We start from the raw sequence: 20,895 nt of genomic DNA on the forward strand, positions 1-20,895 counted from the left end.
ACGAATGAGAAGAAAAGCTACTCACGTGTCTGCTTGAGTTTTTATTGGTTAGGAGCCTCAACTGCTACATATATTTCAACAATGGCGTCATTCGGATTGCTAGCTCGCTCATCGTAGTGTTCAAAATCGCCTGTGAATGTACGGGAAAACTCACTATTCTTAGACCACGCCCAGATGAATTGCCAAGCCTCTGTGACAACCTCAGATAAAGGACCGCGTCTGGAAGTAAAGACAGCGTATTGAGCGGCAGGTAGCGTGATTGTGGTGATGCTTGGACTAGCAATCGCCGACTTTTCTGCTACTCTATTCCCAATTAAACTGGTATATTCCCCAATGGCTCCATTCTCATACTCTGCATATACACTATAGATCGCCTGAGATAGACTATGCCGAGCTAGCTGTTTTGCTATATTTTCAGAGAAATACCGATTCCATAGCCCACTGATCATACCATTTCCAGAGAGTTCACGAGCATTGGTTGTACGGGCAGAGATTCCCGCAATCGTGAACTCTTCTAGATGAACGAGTCTAGGTTCCTCGAGAGGTTGCTGAGAACTAGCTGTGTGATTTTCCTGTGCCCAACGCTTTAATTGAGGGAATAGCCCTGTTAACATGGTACGGGCTTGTTGTTCACTCATTCCATCTCCTGCCATGTGAGGAATACATATTTCAATCATTTGCTCCATAGTGCAGTCTGGTGCAGTAAACACTCCCTGATCATAGCAGTATGAGCAATATTCCTGTGATTTGCTGTTGTCCTTCTCTGTACCCAGCACTTCTTCATGAAGTGGCATGCTGCAGCTTTGGCAAAAGGTAATTGTCATTTCTATCACTCCTTCTTGGTTTATTAACATTATAAGAAGCAAAACCTGACAACTCTCTGTCAGGTTTCCATGAATCATTTTTATACATATTTTTCAACAATGGAGGCTGCTAATGTTTTTATTTTAGCTTTAATGGACTCGGGCTCTATTACCTCTACAGAGGGCCCAAAACTAAGAATAAAGCCGTAAAGCCAATTATCCTCGGGAAAACTGGCGGATACGGTTACATATCCTCCCTCTTGCTCAAACAATTCCTCTACACCAAACCACTCTTCCGCTAAATGACGAGAATCCGGGGCAAAACGTAAGACGAGGTGAACCATCGTAGCAGATTCCTTCCATTTCTGTACCCATGGGAGCTCGTCAGCTTGAATATTTCGCCTGATAAAAGTTGTATCAAGCACAGTAAGCTTCTTCATGCGATATAGTTTAAACAAGCGAAAATTAAGCTTGTTTTGACAAAATCCGTACAAGTACCAGGAACGCCCCTTTACAAGCAGAATATGAGGCTCAACAATTCGGTCACTCTGTTCCCCTCGTGCATTCGAATAGACGAAGCGCAGCAACTTACTTGCTTCAATCGCCTGTTTAACCGTTAATATGGATTCCTCCAATCTTTCATTTTGCCCCCAAGGTGAGAGATCAACGAGAAATTGCTGCGTTTTCCAATGAAATTGTTCCTTTTGAGCATGCGGAATAATGCTGTTGATTTTTTCCACCAAAAACTGATGACTCTCGCTTTTATCCATGGTCGAGATGCTTTGTAACGAGGTGACGATCGTGGCGAGTTCATTATTCGTCAGCAATTGACGATCGAGTCGATACCCTTCAGCAAGACCGATACCTCCGTTTGCACCCTGATAGGTAACGATAGGGATACCCGCTTGATTAATCGTTTCAATATCGCGATAAATGGTCCGAATAGACACCTCAAACTGCTCAGCTAAGTCCTTCGCTTGTACGAGATTACGGTTTAGCAAAATAATAATGATGGAAAGTAAGCGGTCTATTTTCATCTCAATGTACATTCTCCATTTCTGCAAAAAATGATAGGTGGAAAAAAGTTATGTGTACTGTCTGAGGAAGAGAAATACTTCGTAGCCAATTGAGTTCTTAATCATGTTCGGTATGCAGGAATTGCTTTTCCCTATAGCTTTTTCCTCTAATAAGCTTACCATAGTGCCGTATGAAGAGGAAAAAGCATGCTCACAGCTTACGTTTTAAGAGTGAACATGCTTTTTCATATAGAGATTATTTCATCTTTCGTACCAAAAGAAATGATACCTAGCTAGATTTGTCTTTGTAAATCAGCAAGACGCACTTCTTCGGCTATTGCTCTTTTTTCTTCCTCTGATAGCACAAGGCTTACTAATGGAAAAATATAATGATCTTCTTTCTCAATATGCTTTTTCAATAGGTAAGCTAAGAAGTTCATTTTTTGCAGTAACAATTCACTGCATTCCTTCGCTTGCTCTTGCTCAAACAGCTCCTTCGCTTCGTTATAATGCTTACGAATGATCACATGGTCCTGTACTAGTTTTGCAATTGGGCCTACTTCTGTTTCAGCGATATGGTTCTGTAGCTTGCCTAAAATGAATGTTTCCTCATATAAAAAATGATGCTCCAGTTCCTCTTTTATCTCTTGTAGAGCTAGGCGATATACTTCTAAATCGTAACCTTCTCGTACCTTATCCATCAGATTTTCCAGCATGGCATGCTCAGCAACAAAAGAGTGTAGATGTGGATCGATAATCGAGGTCAGCTTGTTGTATTTATCCTGATCTGATTTAGTCCAATCTGTCATGTCCAACTGTGGTTTGTAAATAGGAGTAGTCATAAGCGTATCAACTCATCTTTCGTTCTGATTTCCTACAATAGTAAATCTATCGAAACAATGGAGCGAAAGGTGTGATTCAGATCACGTATTTTTCAAAAAATTCGAGAAGCTAACGTCCCCCAAGTGGTAAGTCACACAGAAATAGTAGCCGGAACTAGATCTGTTGTTTCTGTAAATAACCTGTTTTTTACACAAGTAACGCTGTTTTTTTATTATTTGCAGAAAATTTGTTACAATAAAAATGTTTACAGATTCGGATTTATAAGTGAGCAAGATTTTAATCGAGGGAAAGGAGGCTGAATCGCATGAATAACGAGTACATAGTAGGGTGGGGAACGCTCGCTCTCATTAATGCTGGGCTTGCACAAGGGAAAAATCGATCGGGGCTTATCTGGTTTCTCTTGTCCCTGTTAGGAGGGCCGATTGCTACATTCATTCTAGTTGTTTTACCCAAAGAATAAGGCATGCATCATTTACTGAAAAGCAAGGGAGACGGCTAACATGGAAATCAGAATGGCATCAAAGGAGGATATGAAGTTCTTATATGAAAAGACACCGCAGGCTTTACAGGAAGGAACTCTGGGCTACATTAACGTGGATTTCGAAAGCATCGAGGAACCCATTCGCAAATTGCTGGAGAAAGGGGCTTGGTATCTGGTAGGCAAGCAGAACGAGCAAATCGTTGGTTGGGTGCTAGCGGGCAGCATCACCGAGCAGTTTACTAATAAAGAGCTCGGCTATATTTTCGAGCTATATGTCATGCCCCAGTCGCGTGGAAAGGGATATGCGAAACCACTAATGGAAGCGGCCATTCAGAGGCTAAAAGAACAGGGATATGCTGAGATCAGACTAAATGTCTATGTAGCTAATCAAGCAAAATCGCTTTATGAAAAGCTTGGATTTCAGGAACGCAATGTGATTATGAGCTTAAAGTAAACAGCAAAAAGTATCAAATTTTTTTATTTTCTCCTCGCTATAATGACAATACATCACATGTTACATATGAGGAGGAAATGTTATGAAAACCAGAAAAGGCTACTTCACGTATCTAGAAGGTACAAATAAAGAGGTTGGTGAGCAGCAAGCTGAAATTCTGCGCCATATCCCCTACTTGTATCAGGTTTATTTTGTAGAGGAGACAGATGCGATTTCAGATCAGCGCCTCTGGGCTTTGCAGCAGATGCTTCAGCAGTATTCCCCGGGCATTTGGGAGGAGCTTGAAGCCTTTTGCAGCCAAGCTAAAATGCCGATGAATCGTTTGCGCTATCTACATGAAAGCTGTATTGTGTCGGGATGCAGTCACTCTGTCGTCCTTCCTAATAAGATGCGGGATGGCCATCTGTATGTATTGCGAAATTACGAATTTACCCCTGACTTAGACGACATGACACTATGCTCAACTCGCGTACAGGGAACGTATGCACATACGGGCTTTAGCGGCTTGTCATTTGGACGACATGAAGGTATGAACGATCAGGGACTCTGCATCACCATGTCATCCTGCGGTCTGCCAGTAGGCATTCATCCAGGCTTGCGCTCTCCAAAGGGAGAGGGTCTGCAATTCTGGACGGCGATTCGAACCATATTGGAGCACTGTCGGAATGTAGACGAAGCGTTACAGCGATTGCGTGAAATGCCCATCGTATCAAACGTGAACCTGTTAGTAGCAGATTCCAGTGAAGACGCAGCTTTAGTCGAAATCATGGATGGTGAAATCGCCTGTAAGAAAATAGGAAAGAAAAGCGATACTCCTTACCTGATTGCTACCAACCATGTGTTATTTTCTGAATTGGAGCATCTATCTACACACCGCATGCACAACTCGCTCATTCGTCAACAGCTATTAGAGAGTGTGCTTCAAGGCGATGAGCTGTTGGAGAAAGCTGATTTGCTTGCTTTAATGAATCAGGAATATCCACAGGGCTTAAGCACGCATTACTATCAGGAGTATTTTGGGACACTACGATCCATGCTCTTTGACGTAACAGCAAAAACGATAGAGGTCTGCTACGGCTCCCCGCTTCATAACGACTGGCATACGTTGTCTGTGGGGGAAAAGCTTGCTTTTCCAGATATTGAGGTAGCTCTTCCGCAAGGGGTTGTTCCCGCTCATTTTTGGTAGAAAAAACAATATGACAGAGAGGAGAACGAGGCTTGGCATCCTATGGCAAAGAAATTGAAACGGCAATTGACTACATAGAACAGCATCTCGATAAGCCCCTGCAGGCAGATGAGGTGGCCTGCCTAGTAAACTTCTCTTACTATCACTTTCATCGAATTTTTTACGAATGCACGGGCGAGACCATCGGTAATTATATTCGGAAGCGAAGACTTACAGAAGCGGCCATCTGCCTATTACAAACAGAGCGATCCATTTTCGAAATTTCACTAGACTACCAGTTTGATTCCCAGGCTTCGTTTAGTCGTTCCTTTAAGAAGCAGTTTGGTGTGTCACCGTATTTTTTTCGTAAACAAAGGCGACAGCCGATTTCCCTACAAAAAATGCCACTTGTCGATAAGCGCTTAAAGCATCGCCTGCAGCAGATCAGCCTACAGCCCAGCTTTGAACGAGTTGAGACAGAGCGAGTGGTTATTGGTGTGAAGGATATTAATAATTTGCATCAAAATCAGTTTAAACAAATATGGCAACGCTATTTCCAACGAGAAAGAGAGATAGGGGAAAAACAAATGATTTGTAATCCCGATGTAAGATACGGAATTTGTACACAAGAGATGCCCCTTTCTCTTCATCAGCTGACAGAGCTAACTGATTTTTATGGAATAGCGGCTATAGAGGTAAAGGAGATTGTGGAAGTTCCAAAAGGGATGGTTGCTCACAGGATTCAGCCTGGGGAGTATGCTGTTTTTCGTCATCAAGGGACCGGCAGTGAGCTTAGAACCACCTACGACTATATCTGGGGGACATGGTTTCCCAGTGTTGACTATGAGCTTGATGCACGAGACAATTTTGAGGTGTATGGCACAAAATTCACTCATATAGAAGACAAAGACTCTATCATTTTGATTTATATTCCTATTAGAAAAAGATGGAGTCCCATATGTCCGAAGAAGAAACGATAAATGATGGAAATCGCAGGCAGTTGCTTGCGATTTTTTTGTTGGGAAAAAACTAGAGACGACAGAATGATGGAGTGTTTTACTAGTTTTACGCAAAATGAAATTCATTGCATTTTATTAAAAATAAAGCATAATTCACCTGCTCCATCCATAATTTGTTAGTAATCATGATGAATTATCAGACAATAAGGCAGCATGATTTTCGAAACAGGCAAGTTAGTTTAAAATGTCAGAATAGACAGTCTGTTAGGTGATAATGTATAAATATGAACAGACTTGCAAGGTAATTTAGAACAGGGAAAATATCTGAACCTGCTTGGGCAATGAAAGAGGAGGTTCTAAAATTTCAGGTGGTGAAAGGAGCGGATCGCATGCTAAAAATCAAAAAATGGGTAGCGGATAGAAGCAAAAGCTGGAAAAAGCTTATTCTGATGGGAGCGGTACTAATCTCGCTTGCAGGCTGTTCTTCTCAAGCAGGGACAGATGCTTCGGCTCCATCAAGCGGGTCGGTGACAAAGCAGGGCTCCCAACAGCAGCTAGTGATTTACACGGGGCGGGACAAGAGCGTTGTAGAATTCATTATTCCGAAATTTGAAGCTGCTCATCCTGATATAAAAGTGGATGTTTTAACAATTGGGGCGCAGGAAATCCTTGAGCGAATCCGAGGAGAAAAGAGCAATCCACAGGCCGATTTTTGGTGGGGAGGCACACAATCGAGCTTACGGGCTGCCGCTTTGGAAGGATTGCTGGAGAGCTACAAACCTTCCTTCGGTGACCAGATTCCAGCCATGTATAAAGATGCACAAGATCGCTGGTATGGGGAAATGCTATTGCCTGAGGTCATTATGTACAATCCACAGATGCTCCCAAAAGCAGAGGTGCCAAAGGATTGGGACGATCTGCTTGATCCGAAATATAAGGATAAAATTATTATTCGCGGCGTTTTACAATCAGGTACAATGCGCACAATCTATTCGGCTATGATGTATCGACAGGGTGCAGCAGCTCCGGAAAAGGGTTATGAATGGCTGGCGAAATTAGATGCCAATACAAAGGAATACGCACAAGACCCTACCAGCTTATATATAAAGCTAGCCCGACAAGAGGGAGCCATTTCTTTATGGAACTTACAGGATATCATGATTCAAAAGGAAACGAAAAAGCTACCGTTTGACTACATTTATCCAGCTAGCGGCGCACCCATTCTAGTAGACGGGGTGGCGATTGTAAAGGGTGCGAAAAATATAGACCCGGCTAAGAAATTCTACGACTTCTTATTTGATGAAAAAATCCGAATTGAAATGGCGGAGAAGTTCTATCAAATTCCCGCCCTCTCAACTATTAGCAAAGAAAAGCTTCCGACCTGGCTACAAGCTGTTGAGGTAAAACCATTGGAGATTGATTGGCAGGTTCTAGCAGATCAAGAAAAAGAGTGGATGCAATATTGGGATGAAAATATAAAGGGAAAGGGCTGCAAATAGTCACTAGGAGCAATACAGAAATGAGTAACAAGAAATGAGTGACGGCCTTTTGTTCTGCATGCTGTATGACACGAGAGGAGGAACAGAGTTGAGTGGGGTCACATTAGAGCATGTAACGAAATCATTTGGTAGCGCAAAAGGAGTCGAAAACGTTCACATTGAGATTAAACAGGGGGAATTTTTCACATTTCTTGGACCAAGCGGATGCGGGAAAACTACTATTTTACGCATGATTGCGGGTTTTTACTATCCCACCAAGGGGCGTATTTTATTTAGGAATGCTGATATGACATACGTCCCGTCACACAAACGAAATACAGGCATGGTGTTTCAAAATTATGCTCTTTTCCCTCATATGACAGTGTTTGAAAATATAGCCTTTGGTTTGCAGGTGCGCAAGCTTGCTAAAGCACAAATGAAAGAAAAAGTAGAGCAGGCACAGAGACTCCTGCGCTTGGACGGTTATGGAAATAGGCGAATGGATCAATTGTCCGGGGGACAACAACAGCGTGTGGCTCTGGCAAGAGCTTTGGTTATCGAACCCTCAATCCTATTATTAGACGAACCATTGTCCAACCTGGATGCGAAGTTGCGAGAAGAGACACGTATCGAGATAAAACGGCTGCAATTGGAACTGGGTATTACCACCATCTATGTGACCCATGATCAGGCTGAAGCAATGGCGATGTCCGATCGCATCATGGTGATGCAAGATGGAGAAGTGCAACAGATTGGTGCGCCGGAAGATATTTATAATCGACCGTCTACTCCATTTGTGGCTTCTTTTATCGGAGAAACAAATATTTGGGAAGGCGAGGTTGTACAGATAAATGGAAAGGAAGCTACTGTGCAAGTAGAGCCTGGTTTACTTGTAACAGGGTATCGTGATTATGCATCAAATAGCGAGAGTATTAAAAAGGGTGCCAAGGTATCTCTCTGTATTCGTCCAGAAGCTGTACAGATTGTAAATGATCAGCAAAGAGCTCGGGATATCAATCTTGAACAACGGCATGTCTGCGAACCGAACCAATTGCATGGCCAAATCAGCCTCTCTGAATTTACCGGGGCTAGTGTGACATATGTTTGCAAAGTCGGTGACAAACAAAGTTTGAAAGTTTTGTCTATCCATGCGGGCAATCCAATCAAACAGCCAAAAGAAATGGTTACCTTATTTATTCCGAAAGCCAATGTTTATTTTATTTCTAAAAGAGAGCCTGACTAACGGATTCGTGCCGTTTTAAAGGCTCCGCGAGCAAGCGGTTTAGCTTTTCACCTAGTTTTTTCTTGACGGATAGGGGAGGTACTAGATGGATACTCGACCGAAAGCATCGCAAACTGAGCATGTACCCCAAACCACTGCACATCGCCGCCTTAAGCTTTTGAACTCCAGCTCTTTTGTCTATGTGCTGGTTGCTCCTTTATTTCTTATCCTGCTTGCCTATGTTATTTATCCGCTAGGGCAGACCTTTCTGCAAAGTATGAGAATAGATAAACAGTTTACACTTGCTAATTATGCGCATTTTTTTAGCTTGGAGCATACGGCAAATCTGGAAGCTTTATGGACCAGCTTATACATCTCGGTGCTTAGTGTGATTGCATGCGGCATCGTAGGAGTAAGCCTAGCATTTCTATTAGAACGCTATGACTTTCCAGGACGTAAAATTCTGTCTGTACTAGCTATGGTTCCGATGGCATTACCCCCTTTGATTGGGGTGCTTTCCTTTACTTTTTTATATGGAGAAAGTGGAATTATTCCCCGAGGCTTACAAGAATTATTTCAGCTTCAGCAGGTGCCTTTTTCACTAAAAGGCATTTGGGGCGTACTGATTGTTCATACTTTTACTATGTACACGTATTTTTACATGACAATCACGGCAGCACTGAAAGGATTAGATCCTTCTCTTGAAGAAGCAGCAGCCAATCTTGGCGCTACTCGATTCGTCGTCTGGAAGCGTGTCATTTTGCCTATGCTAACGCCAGCCATTGTAGCGTCATCCTTGCTGGTATTCATGATTGCGATGGCCTCTTATACGGCTCCGCTTATCTTTGGAATTGATCGCACTATGACGATGCAAATCTATTTATCTCGCACCAACGGCAATCTGGAGATGGCAGCAACACAATCTACGATATTATCGATCGTCTCAATCTTATTTTTAATATTGATGCGCTGGTATCAAGGTGTGCGTAATTATCAGAATCAGAGCAAAGGAATTAGCGTACATCGTACAGAGGTCACAAGCAAGGCAGGTCGGTATACAGCAATGGTGCTCTCTACGATTGGTGTTGTTATTCTCCTGCTGCCGATCCTTGTTCTTGTGCTCTTATCCTTCTCAGTAGATGCTAGCTGGACAGTGCAGATTTTACCGCCAGCTTATACGTTCTCTCATTATCTTGACTTGTTTACAGATAGTAAGACATGGAGGCCGATTTTTACTAGCTTTGAGATGAGTTTCCTTGCTACTCTTGGCAATGCAATCTTTGGAGTAGCGGCAGCTTATGCTATGATCCGTCTGCAATTCAGAGGGAAAGCCTTGCTTGATATCCTGATTATGCTTCCATGGGCATTGCCTGGCACCGTTGTGGGTGTTAACCTGCTGGCTGCTTTTAGCCAGCCGCATCTATTTGGGTTTAATCAGGTTTTGGTGGGAACGATCTGGATTTTACCCTTGGCTTATTTTGTTCGTCACCTGCCGTTAGTCTTTCGATCTACTTCAGCTACATTGATGCAGACTGATCATTCGGTAGAGGAAGCGGCACGTAATCTGGGGGCTTCCTGGTGGTATAGCTTTCGACGTGTCGTATTTCCCATGGCGTTACGTGGTATTTTAGCAGGGACGTTACTTGCTTTTGTGCAAGGAATCGGGGAATTTGTGGCTTCTATCCTGCTGTTCACCACCAACAGCACGCCAATTTCTGTAGAGATATATAAGCGCATGTATTCTTTTGAATTTGGTACAGCTTGCGCATATGGTGTTCTGCAGATCGTGTTAATTATCATCGTTTTGTTTCTTACTGCAAAATGGACGAAGGATCAAGCTGGCTCAGCAGTTTAGGGCTAAGGAGACGGATGAGAAGCAATAATAGCCAATAGGTAGCAGTTTTGAAGAATTGAAGTCCACATCGGCTTCCATGAAAAAAGCATCAAGTATCCTTAGCGTGTTCTTCCAATAAGAACAACCTCATATAAGGGGGAAATCCAGTGAAAAAAAGAATGCTATCTCATCGAACGTTCGGTACATGGTGTGCAGGACTCACCAGTCTAGCTCTGATGACCTCATTCGTAATGCTGTCTGCTGTACAGACCGTCCATGCCGATCGGGGGATTGTTGATTTATGGAAAGCAATTCTGCCGTTGACTACAGTGGCCAGTGCGATGAATACTGGCGCACATCCAGATGACGAGCACAGTGCGACTCTTGCCTATCTTAGTTTAGGCAGAGGAATGGAGACAACCAGTCTAATCGCTAATCGTGGAGAAGGCGGGCAAAATGAGATTGGCGACGAGCTTGGCAATTCGTTAGGAATCATTCGCACGCGGGAATTACAAGAGGCATCCAAAATCAGCAACGTAAATCTAATCAATCTCAGTGAACAAATCAATGATCCTATTTATGACTTTGGCTTCTCTAAAAGTCCTGATGAAACCTTAGAAAAATGGGGTGAACAAAATACCTATGAACGCTTGATTCGCCATATCCGCCAAGTGCGTCCAGACATAGTGATCCCTGCTTTTCTCAATGAAGAGTCAACTCACGGTCATCATCGGGCGATTAATGTGATTACAGTGAGAGCGTTTGAAGATGCCGCCAACCCATCTGTATTCCCTGAACAAATAAAAGCAGGATTATCACCCTGGCAGGTGAAAAAACTATATTTACCAGCAAATGCTAAGGATTATACGGTTCGAATTCCAATCGGTGATTACGATCAACGATACGGAGCTTCTTACAAGCAATTGGGAGAAGAATCCCGTTTCATGCACAAAAGCCAGGGAATGGGTCGACATTATGAAGAAGGGCCGGACTTTGTGTACTACAAGCTTGCAAAATCAGTTAGGCCCATCAAGCAAAAGGAAGCAGACCTGTTTGAGGGAATCTCCACTACATTTAAGGAGTGGTCAAAAGAGCTGGCTGAGCAGAAGCAAGCGGGTCGTTTATCAAAAAAAATCAATCGGCTGCAAAATGATGCAGCACAGATTCTCCATGCGTACCCAGATTTCTTACAGGTAGCTAAGAGCATTCATCGTATGAAACGGGATGTAACAGACACGATCAGGGAGGCTAAGACCGCTGATCTAGCTGCAGAAAGCAGGGTGGATGTGCTTCATCGACTACAGATAAAAGAGCATCAATTAGATAAAGCGAGTGCAAAGGCCCTGTCACTCGTAGGTAAAGTAACATCCTCTGGCAATGAACTGATTCCAGGGCAAACAGCTAAAGTAATAGTCACAGCATATAATGGCAGTCAGGTCGCTGTTAAAAATGTAAGGATAACGCTGAAAACACCAGATGGATGGAAGGTAAAACCCGCGGGACCTACAACGTTTGGACAGGTGAGCTACAATCAGAGAGTATCAGTGACTTATGACGTACATATTCCAAAAGATGCGGACAAATTCCATCCGTACCGCTTACCCATCCTCTCTAGCGATATAACCTATAATGCGTTTGGAGAGGACGCGACATTACATGCTGTACCGCAAGCTACAGTGGGGATTTTGCCGCCATTTTCCCTAACGCTTAATCCGAATGCTACGGTGTTAAACACTCTACAGCAAAACCAAGAGATTTCCATTCATGTTACGGTAAAAAACTATGCGCCAGGTGCTTGCGAGCCAACGATTTCGCTTATGTTGCCAGTTGGCTGGACTGTTAAGCCAGCTTCAAGTAAACTCACCTTTGCTCAGAAAGGGGAAACCAAAAGCATTTCGTTTCTCGTAACCCCGTCCCCAAATGTAAAAAACGGTACGTACGAGATTACAGCAAAAGCTACTGCAACAGGATTACAGAGTAATGACAACGTGCAGGTCATTACATATCCGCACATTGGAACCACCTATTACATCCATCCTGCTACCCTTGCCATTCAAGCTTTTGACCTAAAGCTAGAACAAAATAGAAAGGTAGGATATATTTCTAGTGGCTTTGATCAAATCGACCAATATCTGCGGCAATTAGGGATAAACGTGGTTAATTTGGATGCAAAGGCAGTAGAATCAGGTGATTTACAGCAATATGACACAATTGTGCTGGGGATACGCGCTTACGGATTCCGGCCAGAGCTGATCCCAAGTAACAAGCGTCTACTCCAATACGTTGAAAATGGCGGTAATCTAATCGTTCAGTACCATAAACCAGAGGATAAATGGACGCCTGATCTGGCTCCTTATCCCATTACTATTGGGCACCCGCTGATAAAGTGGCGTGTCACTGATGAAAATTCCAAGGTGACCATGCTGCAACCAACACACCCTTTATTTACAACGCCCAACAAAATAACTGCGCAGGACTGGAAGGACTGGGTTCAGGATCGTTCTGCCTACAATCCGTCTGCTTGGGGGAAAGAGTACACAGAGCTGATAAGCAATGGTGATCCTAACGAGAAGGAGTTCACAGGTACCTATTTAACTGCCAAATATGGCAAAGGAACCTACACGTACAGCTCCTTGGTCTGGTATCGACAAATACCTCATTTAGTACCAGGAGCCATTCGCATGTTTGTTAATATGATCAGTTTGAAGCAATAAGGCAGTCTATTTAGATACATCCGTCGTGGGTCTCCGTCTAAACGAGACCCACGGATGTATGGAAGGCAAGGTTCATAAAAATAGACAAGGAGGCAGCCCGCATGAAATTTCAAACTCGACAAGCGAAAATGTACAATCAGGAAGGAACAAGCTTCCCAGGGAAAACCTATGCCAAGGTGGTTCTGGAGCCAGCCTATAAAGAGGCAAAGGCCCACCTGTTAGCTCCCATGATGGCTATCAATAAGGCTCACTTAATCATGTTAAAAGAGCAGGAATTGCTTTCTATGGAGGAAGCAAGACAAATCGCAGATGCATTACAGAAGCTAGACGTAGACACTTTGCGGCAATCTGAATACACAGGTGAATATGAGGATTTATTTTTTCAGGTAGAAAATCAATTGCTAGAGCTAGCAGGTGACATTGCCGGCAATTTACATCTGGCTCGTAGCCGTAATGATATGGGCATCTGCATGTATCGGATGGTGCTAAGGGAGAAGCTCCTTGCGACTTATTCAACTGGAGTGATTCTGCATGAATATTTACTGCAAGTTGCCGAAGAGCACATTGATACTATCATGCTTGGTTATACACATACCCAGCAGGCACAACCAACCACCCTTGCTCACTACGTAATGGCGATGGCAGATTCCTTGGAACGCGATCTGCGGCGACTACGTTCTGCTTATGAAAATTGTAATCGAAGTCCAATGGGCGCGGCGGCCCTGACCACCTCGGGCTTTACAATCAGTCGTACTCATATGCAAGAATTATTAGGCTTTAATGAAATGGTGGAAAATTCCTACGATGCCATTAGCGGTGCAGATTATCTTGGCGAGGCGATGCTGGCAGTTCAATTAGCGGCGATCAATCTTGGGCGACCGGTGCAGGATTTTCTGCTGTGGTGCACGCAAGAATTTAGCGCTGTAAGAGTGGCCGATCCATATGTGCAGGTCAGCTCCATTATGCCGCAAAAGCGCAATCCCGTTTCCTTGGAGCATATGCGTTCCTTATTATCCAGTTGCGTAGGCACGACTAATACAGTGCTTTCGATGATGCATAACACACCGTTTGGTGATATTGTGGATACAGAAGATGACATGCAGCCGTACGCATGGAAAAGCTTGTCCATTTTGGATAACATGTATCATTTACTTATAGCTGTTATGACAACAATGCAAATCAATAAAGAGGTACTCTCGGCGCGCGTTAAAGGAAGCTTTGCTACAGTGACAGAATTAGCGGATACATTAGTGCGTACAGATAAGCTATCTTTTAGAACCTCGCACCGTATTGTCAGCTATGCCGTGCAACAGGCGATCAAGCAGAAAATAACAGCCGATCAAATAACACTTCACATGGTAAATGAGGCAGCCCAACATGTGATTAAGAGAGAAGTGGTACTAACTGAGGCAGAGCTTGCTGAAGCGCTTGATCCTGTACACTTTGTCGCCATCCGTTCTTTACCGGGTGGTCCTGCCCCTAGAGAAATGATGCGCATGATTGAAGCGCGAAAAACAACACAGAAGCTGATGCACAACTGGTGGCAGACAGCAGCATTGCGTTGTCAATCCGCCTTGTCACAATTGGATGAAATCTTGTCAACATGGAGTGATAACACATGAACCAATGGCATATTCCTCTTCTAGCGGTAGATGGAGGAGGCACAAAAAGCTTGGCGATGTTCGTTACTTACAACCAGCAGGTATTAGGAACAGGAGTGGCTGGATCATGTAACTATCATGGAAAAGGAGTGGAGTCAGCTACATATGAGTTGAAAATGGCGATCCAAAGAGCTATCAATGAAGCCATGCCTACACAGGTACAGAATCACTCTCAAATAAACGCTCCGCTGCAAGTAGACTGCGCCGTTTTTGGCATGGCTGGTCTAGATACTTCCTATGATCGGGCTATCATAATGAAGCTAGTGAACCAAGTGCTTATTGATTTGAACATTCAAATAAAGAAACTGATCGTTGAAAACGATTGTGTTGCTGCTCTTATAGGCGCCGCACGTGGTAAGCCTGGTATATTGGCCATTGCCGGCACGGGGTCCATTGTTTGTGGGATAGGCAAGGATGGGAAGAGAAGCAGAGTTGGCGGCTGGGGGCATCTAGTAGGTGATGAAGGCAGCGGATATTGGATCGGCAAACAAGCGTTAACGGCTATATTTCGAGCATCAGATGGCCGCTCTTATGCTACATTGCTTACAGAGGAAGTCCTTACCTATTTGCAAATAGAAGACATCGAACAGCTTTTTCACTGGGTCTATAATGAGAAGACGTATTCAGTGGACAGAGTAGGCGAACTGTCCCGCCTTGTAAGTAGAGCAGCGTACAAAGGCGATCAGACGGCGCACAGGATTTTAGAAAAAGCTGCAGATGAATTGTTTGCAGGTATAAAAACAGTCATGGATCAGCTTGACTTACAGGAGCAAGCTTGTCAGGTTATTTTACAAGGAGGCGTGCTGAAGCATGAGCCACTCGTAAGACAAAGACTTATTCAATCGATTAGTGAGTATGCTCCACAAGCAATCGTGGACGATAATGAGCAAGAACCCATTAAGGGAGTAATTGCTATGGGGCTTTTTGCCGTGAGTAGTCCCTAAGCTTCTACTGTCTATCTAATAAAGTCAGGGTATAAAGGGAGGAAGTAGCATGGGGAAAGTTAGCGAGAATGCTCAAGTAAGGCGCCTGCTGTTTCTTTTTCCGCATCCCGATGATGAATCGTTTGCCTGCGCAGGAACCATGGCAAAATACAGCGAATTAGGACAGCAAATTTATCTGGTGACGGCTACATCAGGAGATAAAGGAAAGTGCGGACCATATTCCATCACCTGCCAAAAGCAGCTAGCTGTCTTGCGTGAGCACGAATTAAGCAGTGCCCTCGGCGTCTTGGGAGTGGCCGAATTGCTGTTATATCGCTTTCCGGACGGCGGGCTCGCCCAGATGGATCAAAGCGTGCTAACCGAACGCGTACTTCAGACGCTCCTGTCTATTAACCCTCAGATCATCATCACCTTTCCACCAGATGGCGTTACAGGTCATCCCGATCATATTGCACTTTCTCATGCGGTAGAAACAGCGGTGAAGCATTATGAAGAACAACTGCCCCAACAGGAATATCCCGATTTGTATTATGTCTCCATTCCTCATTATTACGATCATTGTATGGAACGTCCTCCACAAGCGACGTTCCCAATAACAGCAAAAGTTGATATTTCAAAATATAAAAATCACAAGGGGAAGGCATTGCAGGCCTACAAAAGCCAGGAATATTCAGTCAATAAAGCATTCCCTGGAGTGCTACAGGGTGATTTTTCCGTAATAAAGCCTTATGAATATTACACACGGGTACGTTCAAGGGGACGAAATGAGCTTCAAGATGATTATGGTCACAAGCTACAGACAAAAAATATTCCGACTTTTTGCTTTTTAGAAGGGATAGAGTAAGCCGGTGCTACTATTGCAATCTGGGATGACATATAAAAAGATTCATCTTATGCATGCCTCTTTGGTTGTATTTTTTTATGCATGCCTCTTTGGTTGTATTTTTGTTTTTGAAAGTTACCTTTTTTCTGAATAAACCTTGTCACCCTACTTCTAGCTCATGTAAGGTAATACAATGGAAAACAAAAACTCCCCATACCGTAGACAGATAAAGGAAGTGAGACAGCATGAAACGTACTCTGGTAATGAGCGATATTCATGGAGAATTGGATAAAATGGAACAATTATTAGCGAAAGCGAATTACCATGCAGATAAGGATCAGCTCATCTTGTTAGGCGATTACGTAGATCGCGGCCCCAATTCTAAGGGAGTTATCGCAAAGGTAAAGGAATTAACTCAGGCAGGAGCTATTGCCTTAAAAGGAAATCATGAGGATATGATGATCAAGGCCTTAACCATTGCCAATGAATTTTGGATGGGCAGGTGGATGCGTAACAATGCGCCTACCACATTGCGCCTCTACGGATTTGAATTGCCTTTAACAGAAGAAGAAGCCTTGCAACAGGTGATCAGACCAGTAATAGGCTCAAATGAACCGCCCAAAATATTGCCTAAGAAGGATGCGCCTGGGATTAAGCTGGAATTACCCGACCAGCTACTAGAGGACATTCGCTTTTTAGAACAATTACCGCTCTACTATGAGACAGAGGAATACATCTTCATTCATGCAGGGGTGCATCCAGATAAATCTTTGGACGAAATGGACGAGCAGGAAATGCTCTGGATACGTGAAGAATTTCATAATGGATATGGGGGAGAAAAGACTGTCATTTTTGGACATACATCTACAAACTATTTACATGCAGATGGCAGTACAGATGTTTATTTTGGTAAAAATAGGATTATCGGCATTGATGGAGGCTGTGTTTACGGAGGTAAATTACACTGTCTGGAGCTGCCAAGTCGAAAGGTTCATACGATCTAATCGTTCCCATGACAATAGAGAGGCTGTTTTCCTAAGCGGGAGAGCAGCCTTTTTTTGATGAAAAGCCCTCGAATTATCAGCTTCCGCAATCAATTTAATGCAGTAATTTATTCTAATGCCTCTTAGTCTAGCTTCTTCTTTAGACGGCTTCAAAGAAAGGAAAAAATTTGAAAATGACGAATAAGTATCCAGAGAATGTAATAGAAGTAGGTTTCCTATTACAGTGGAGGTGTCGAGTAATTGGAGGAACGAAAGCAAGACCTACTTGAGTGGCAAAGAGAGAATCGCCAAAAGCTCCAAGAGCATTTCCCGAGCTTGTTTCATCAAGGGATTCTGGTAAGGAGCGAATGGTTAAAGCTGTTTGGCGAGGATACCTTACGCAATGATAGATACGGGTTGCTTTGGCCAGGCAAGAGGACTGCCATACAGGAGGCATCACTGAAACCGGCTTTCCCCACTCCCACGCTTAATGTGGCATGCTCTAAAAATACCAGCGAAACAGAAAATCTGTATATAGAAGGGGACAATTTAGATGGATTGCGACTTCTATGCAGCACACATACAGGTAAAATACAATGCATCTACATAGACCCCCCTTATAATACCGGTAAAAACTTCATTTATAAAGATAACTACCACAGTAAAATGAAGAGCAAAATCCTTCATAAACACTCTTCCGCATTTGATCAGCAATGGCGAGAAAATATGCATAACGATTGGCTTACCATGATGTATCCCCGCTTGGCAATTGCACGTCAGCTCTTGACAGAGGATGGCGTTATTCTCATCAGTATTGATTCAAAGGAATTTGCAAATCTGCGCCTTATCTGTGATGAGCTTTATGGTGAGCAAAATTATGTAGGTGAGTTTGTTTGGAGCGGGGGCAGAAAAAATGACGCCAAGTTTATATCAATCTCGCATGAATTTATTTTGGTATATGCAAAAAATGTAAGCTATCTGCAACAACATCGAAAAGTTTGGCGTGAGAAAAAAACGGGCTTGGCGGAAATTTACAAGCAGGGTAAGCATCTTGCCAAAAAATATAAGGGACAGTATCGTGAGGCGAGTCGGGAATTAAAAAAATGGTTTCGCACATTGCCAGATAATCACCCCTCTAAGCAGCACAGCCATTATGCCGCAATTGATGCGAAAGGAGTTTACTTTCCGGGAGACATCTCTTGGCCGGGCGGTGGGGGACCTGTCTATGATGTCTTGCATCCAATTACCAAAAAGCCTGTCAAGGTTCCATCGAGAGGCTGGGCTTATACCCAACAACGCATGAAAGAATTCCTACAGGCAGATTTGATCCATTTTGGTATAGATGAAACTACGATCCCCTGTATAAAGCGATATCTCCATGACACAGAATATCAGGTTCCATACAGCGTTTTTTATCACGATGGCAGAAGGGCGATGAAACGCTTGCGAAAGCTCATGGATGGTCAACTCTTTCCCTTTCCCAAGGACGAACGCTTAATGAAAAAGATGCTGGAGATTGTCACTCATAAAGAATCCATTGTATTGGATTTTTTTGCAGGCTCTTCCACTACGGCACATGCTGTTATGCAGCTTAATGCAGAAGACGGGGGAAAACGTAAATTTATCATGATTCAGCTGCCAGAAGCCATACCAGCTACTTCCACAGCCTACCATCAAGGCTACCGAACCATTTGTGAGCTTGGCCAGGAACGAATCAGACGAGCGGGAGAACAAATTTTGGAGGAAACAGGAAGCCAGCAGACTGATTATGGATTTCGCGTCATTACGCTTAGCGGTGCTGGTAGAGATACAGCAGTCGATTAAGGGACTCTTGCTTGCCCTGCGGATGGTAATCGCCATAGCAGATGAGACTGTGCAAATAACTTTGTTCCGCTTGCCGAAATTTACCTGCCTGCTGATAATATTGACCTACTAAACGATAAAAATGACCGTAGCTTCTTTTTTCGAGATAAGTTTCGGGTTGGATGCCCCAAAGATCTTTATCCTCAAGTAAAGAGGAAATATTCGAAATGTGGCCATAATCTAAGTATATTTCCATGAGTTGATTGACCACTGCGAGAATGGTTTTGCGACTAGCAAGCGTTAGACATTTTTTAAACTGCCGAATAGCGGTTGCCTTATTACCTATTCGATACTCAAGCAATGCTCTCATTAGTCTGTAATGCTCAGAGGAGGAGGTACGGGAGATTTGACTATAGCACATAAAAGCCTCTTTTGCTCCCTGAAAATCCTCCAATGCATACGATGAGTAAAATAAGGTGCGGTAAGCATCTATGGTGTCAGCAGGCTTGCGTTGAGCAATCTGCAATAGCTCCTTACTATACAAGATGGATTCGTCGTAGCGGCACAATAGATAGGCATGCATGCTAATATGCCGGTATAGCTGGATTTGTTGCTCGACAGGCAGGAGATCTGCATAAAATAAAACATTTTTTCCTAGGTAAAAGGCGGATTCGAAGTCCGCTTCTTTTTGTTGCGCCATCAAATATAACTGGAGAAAAAGCTGAGCCAAATGCTGGAGCAAACCGTGGTCTCTCGCATACTGAGCCATGAGATCGTACAGCGTTTGTTTTAACACAATGTCTTTTACTTGTTGAGTTTGTTCATATAACCTATTGAGCAGGCGGTCGGTCTCTTCCTGAGGAGACTTTAAATAACTAAGTGCAACTTTGCGTACGAGCTGTATATTGCCAATGAGGAGGGCATCCTCCAACAGCTCCTCTACTATTTCAAGCCGTGGTTCCACCGATAAATAGGCCTCGATAATTTCTGGATAGGGAATGTGCAGGTGTTCGACGAGGGGCTTTAATGTTTTTAATTCCGGACGCTTCGTATCAGCGTTTTCAATTTTGGAGATGACGCCCTTACTAATCCCAGTCATGTGGGCAAGCTGTGTGATTGAAAGGTTGGCTTGTTGCCGATAATTGCGAATGATTTCGCCGATAGTGACGTAATACATACTATCTTGAAATAAAGTGCCCATGTGTTGACCCCTTCTTTCCTCACAGATTTTTACCAAAAAGTAGCCCAAATAAGGTATACAATCCGTAAATTTGTTTATAACAAGGCTATGAAAGTAGTTAGAGGAGGTATGAAAATGTTGAGTGGATTCTGGATAAAGCTAGTTCTGACTCCTTTTTTATTCCTGCTACTAGATAATGTGTATGGTGGCATTTATTATCCTTATTGGTGGCAACCTGTAGTAGCAGGTGTAGTGGTAGCACTCCTTGGTCAGTTAATGGAAGTAATGTTTTTGCAGCCAGGTACATTATGGTTAACGACTTTTCTTGATATGATCATGTGTTTGGTTGCCGTCTTCTTTACTAAATTTATTTTCAGTGGAACAAAGATAGGTATGGATGGTATTTTCTTTTTCGCTGTTTTTTTCGGTCTAACCGAGTATTTCTTGCATCTGTGGCTTATTCGCAGTGGCCGCGTGGAGAAAGTATGAGCTAAAAAACCGGGGCGCTTAGCACCCGGTAGCGATCTTGTGC

At 43.4% G+C, this 20,895-nt stretch carries 18 protein-coding genes; 14 read left to right on the forward strand and 4 right to left on the reverse strand.

The window, feature by feature from the left end:
- Positions 1–41: 41 nt before the first annotated feature.
- The 3 genes from QZ995_RS20530 to QZ995_RS20540 form a co-directional block, all read right to left on the reverse strand.
- Entirely contained in the window at positions 42–824 is a 783-nt protein-coding gene (locus tag QZ995_RS20530; protein WP_301811132.1) for a zinc ribbon domain-containing protein, read from the reverse strand.
- A gap of 80 nt (positions 825–904) precedes the next feature.
- A complete protein-coding gene (locus QZ995_RS20535) occupies positions 905–1,840 on the reverse strand; it encodes a helix-turn-helix transcriptional regulator (protein ID WP_301811135.1) in 936 nt (311 codons plus the stop codon).
- Positions 1,841–2,112: 272 nt separating this feature from the next.
- A complete protein-coding gene (locus tag QZ995_RS20540) occupies positions 2,113–2,661 on the reverse strand; it encodes a hemerythrin domain-containing protein (protein WP_301811137.1) in 549 nt (182 codons plus the stop codon).
- A gap of 305 nt (positions 2,662–2,966) precedes the next feature.
- Between QZ995_RS20540 and QZ995_RS20545 the strand changes: the two genes are divergently transcribed.
- The 13 genes from QZ995_RS20545 (at position 2,967) to QZ995_RS20605 (ending at position 19,204) form a co-directional block, all read left to right on the forward strand.
- Positions 2,967–3,122, forward strand: coding sequence for a hypothetical protein (locus QZ995_RS20545; protein WP_003339682.1), 156 nt, complete (start codon positions 2,967–2,969; stop codon positions 3,120–3,122).
- Positions 3,123–3,162: 40 nt separating this feature from the next.
- Positions 3,163–3,597, forward strand: coding sequence for a GNAT family N-acetyltransferase (locus QZ995_RS20550; protein ID WP_301811138.1), 435 nt, complete (start codon positions 3,163–3,165; stop codon positions 3,595–3,597).
- 82 nt (positions 3,598–3,679) lie between these two features.
- Entirely contained in the window at positions 3,680–4,783 is a 1,104-nt protein-coding gene (locus QZ995_RS20555; RefSeq protein ID WP_301811141.1) for a C45 family autoproteolytic acyltransferase/hydolase, read from the forward strand.
- Between the two features lie 32 nt (positions 4,784–4,815).
- Positions 4,816–5,742 (forward strand): GyrI-like domain-containing protein, encoded by a 927-nt coding sequence (locus QZ995_RS20560; RefSeq protein ID WP_301811144.1) that lies wholly within the window; start codon positions 4,816–4,818, stop codon positions 5,740–5,742.
- 368 nt (positions 5,743–6,110) lie between these two features.
- Positions 6,111–7,220, forward strand: coding sequence for an extracellular solute-binding protein (locus QZ995_RS20565; protein WP_301811147.1), 1,110 nt, complete (start codon positions 6,111–6,113; stop codon positions 7,218–7,220).
- Between the two features lie 88 nt (positions 7,221–7,308).
- Entirely contained in the window at positions 7,309–8,442 is a 1,134-nt protein-coding gene (locus QZ995_RS20570; RefSeq protein ID WP_301811149.1) for an ABC transporter ATP-binding protein, read from the forward strand.
- Positions 8,443–8,527: 85 nt separating this feature from the next.
- Positions 8,528–10,276 carry an ABC transporter permease gene (locus QZ995_RS20575; protein ID WP_301811152.1) on the forward strand — a complete coding sequence of 583 codons (1,749 nt, stop codon included), beginning with the start codon at positions 8,528–8,530 and terminating at the stop codon, positions 10,274–10,276.
- Between the two features lie 158 nt (positions 10,277–10,434).
- Positions 10,435–12,969: an NEW3 domain-containing protein gene (locus tag QZ995_RS20580; protein ID WP_437124758.1), complete on the forward strand. Its 2,535-nt coding sequence runs from the start codon at positions 10,435–10,437 to the stop codon at positions 12,967–12,969.
- A 101-nt stretch (positions 12,970–13,070) separates the two neighbouring features.
- Positions 13,071–14,591: an argininosuccinate lyase gene (argH, locus tag QZ995_RS20585; protein ID WP_301811156.1), complete on the forward strand. Its 1,521-nt coding sequence runs from the start codon at positions 13,071–13,073 to the stop codon at positions 14,589–14,591.
- The gene (locus QZ995_RS20590; RefSeq protein WP_301811158.1) at positions 14,588–15,574 is read left to right on the forward strand and encodes an N-acetylglucosamine kinase; all 987 of its coding nucleotides are present in this window, start codon (positions 14,588–14,590) and stop codon (positions 15,572–15,574) included. The genes argH and QZ995_RS20590 overlap by 4 nt, the downstream gene beginning before the upstream one ends.
- A 49-nt stretch (positions 15,575–15,623) precedes the next feature.
- The gene (locus tag QZ995_RS20595) at positions 15,624–16,418 is read left to right on the forward strand and encodes a PIG-L deacetylase family protein (protein WP_301811160.1); all 795 of its coding nucleotides are present in this window, start codon (positions 15,624–15,626) and stop codon (positions 16,416–16,418) included.
- Between the two features lie 224 nt (positions 16,419–16,642).
- Positions 16,643–17,401 carry a metallophosphoesterase family protein gene (locus QZ995_RS20600; protein WP_301811162.1) on the forward strand — a complete coding sequence of 253 codons (759 nt, stop codon included), beginning with the start codon at positions 16,643–16,645 and terminating at the stop codon, positions 17,399–17,401.
- Positions 17,402–17,641: 240 nt separating this feature from the next.
- A complete protein-coding gene (locus tag QZ995_RS20605; protein WP_301811164.1) occupies positions 17,642–19,204 on the forward strand; it encodes a site-specific DNA-methyltransferase in 1,563 nt (520 codons plus the stop codon).
- Here QZ995_RS20605 and QZ995_RS20610 read toward each other — a convergent pair.
- Complete coding sequence (locus QZ995_RS20610; RefSeq protein ID WP_301811165.1) at positions 19,170–20,384, reverse strand: helix-turn-helix domain-containing protein; 1,215 nt, start codon at positions 20,382–20,384, stop codon at positions 19,170–19,172. The genes QZ995_RS20605 and QZ995_RS20610 overlap by 35 nt on opposite strands.
- Positions 20,385–20,498: 114 nt before the next feature.
- Between QZ995_RS20610 and QZ995_RS20615 the strand changes: the two genes are divergently transcribed.
- Entirely contained in the window at positions 20,499–20,852 is a 354-nt protein-coding gene (locus tag QZ995_RS20615) for a hypothetical protein (protein ID WP_301811168.1), read from the forward strand.
- Positions 20,853–20,895: the final 43 nt, after the last annotated feature.

It is taken from the genome of Brevibacillus laterosporus (assembly GCF_030489605.1).
GTDB classification, from domain to species: domain Bacteria; phylum Bacillota; class Bacilli; order Brevibacillales; family Brevibacillaceae; genus Brevibacillus_B; species Brevibacillus_B laterosporus_E.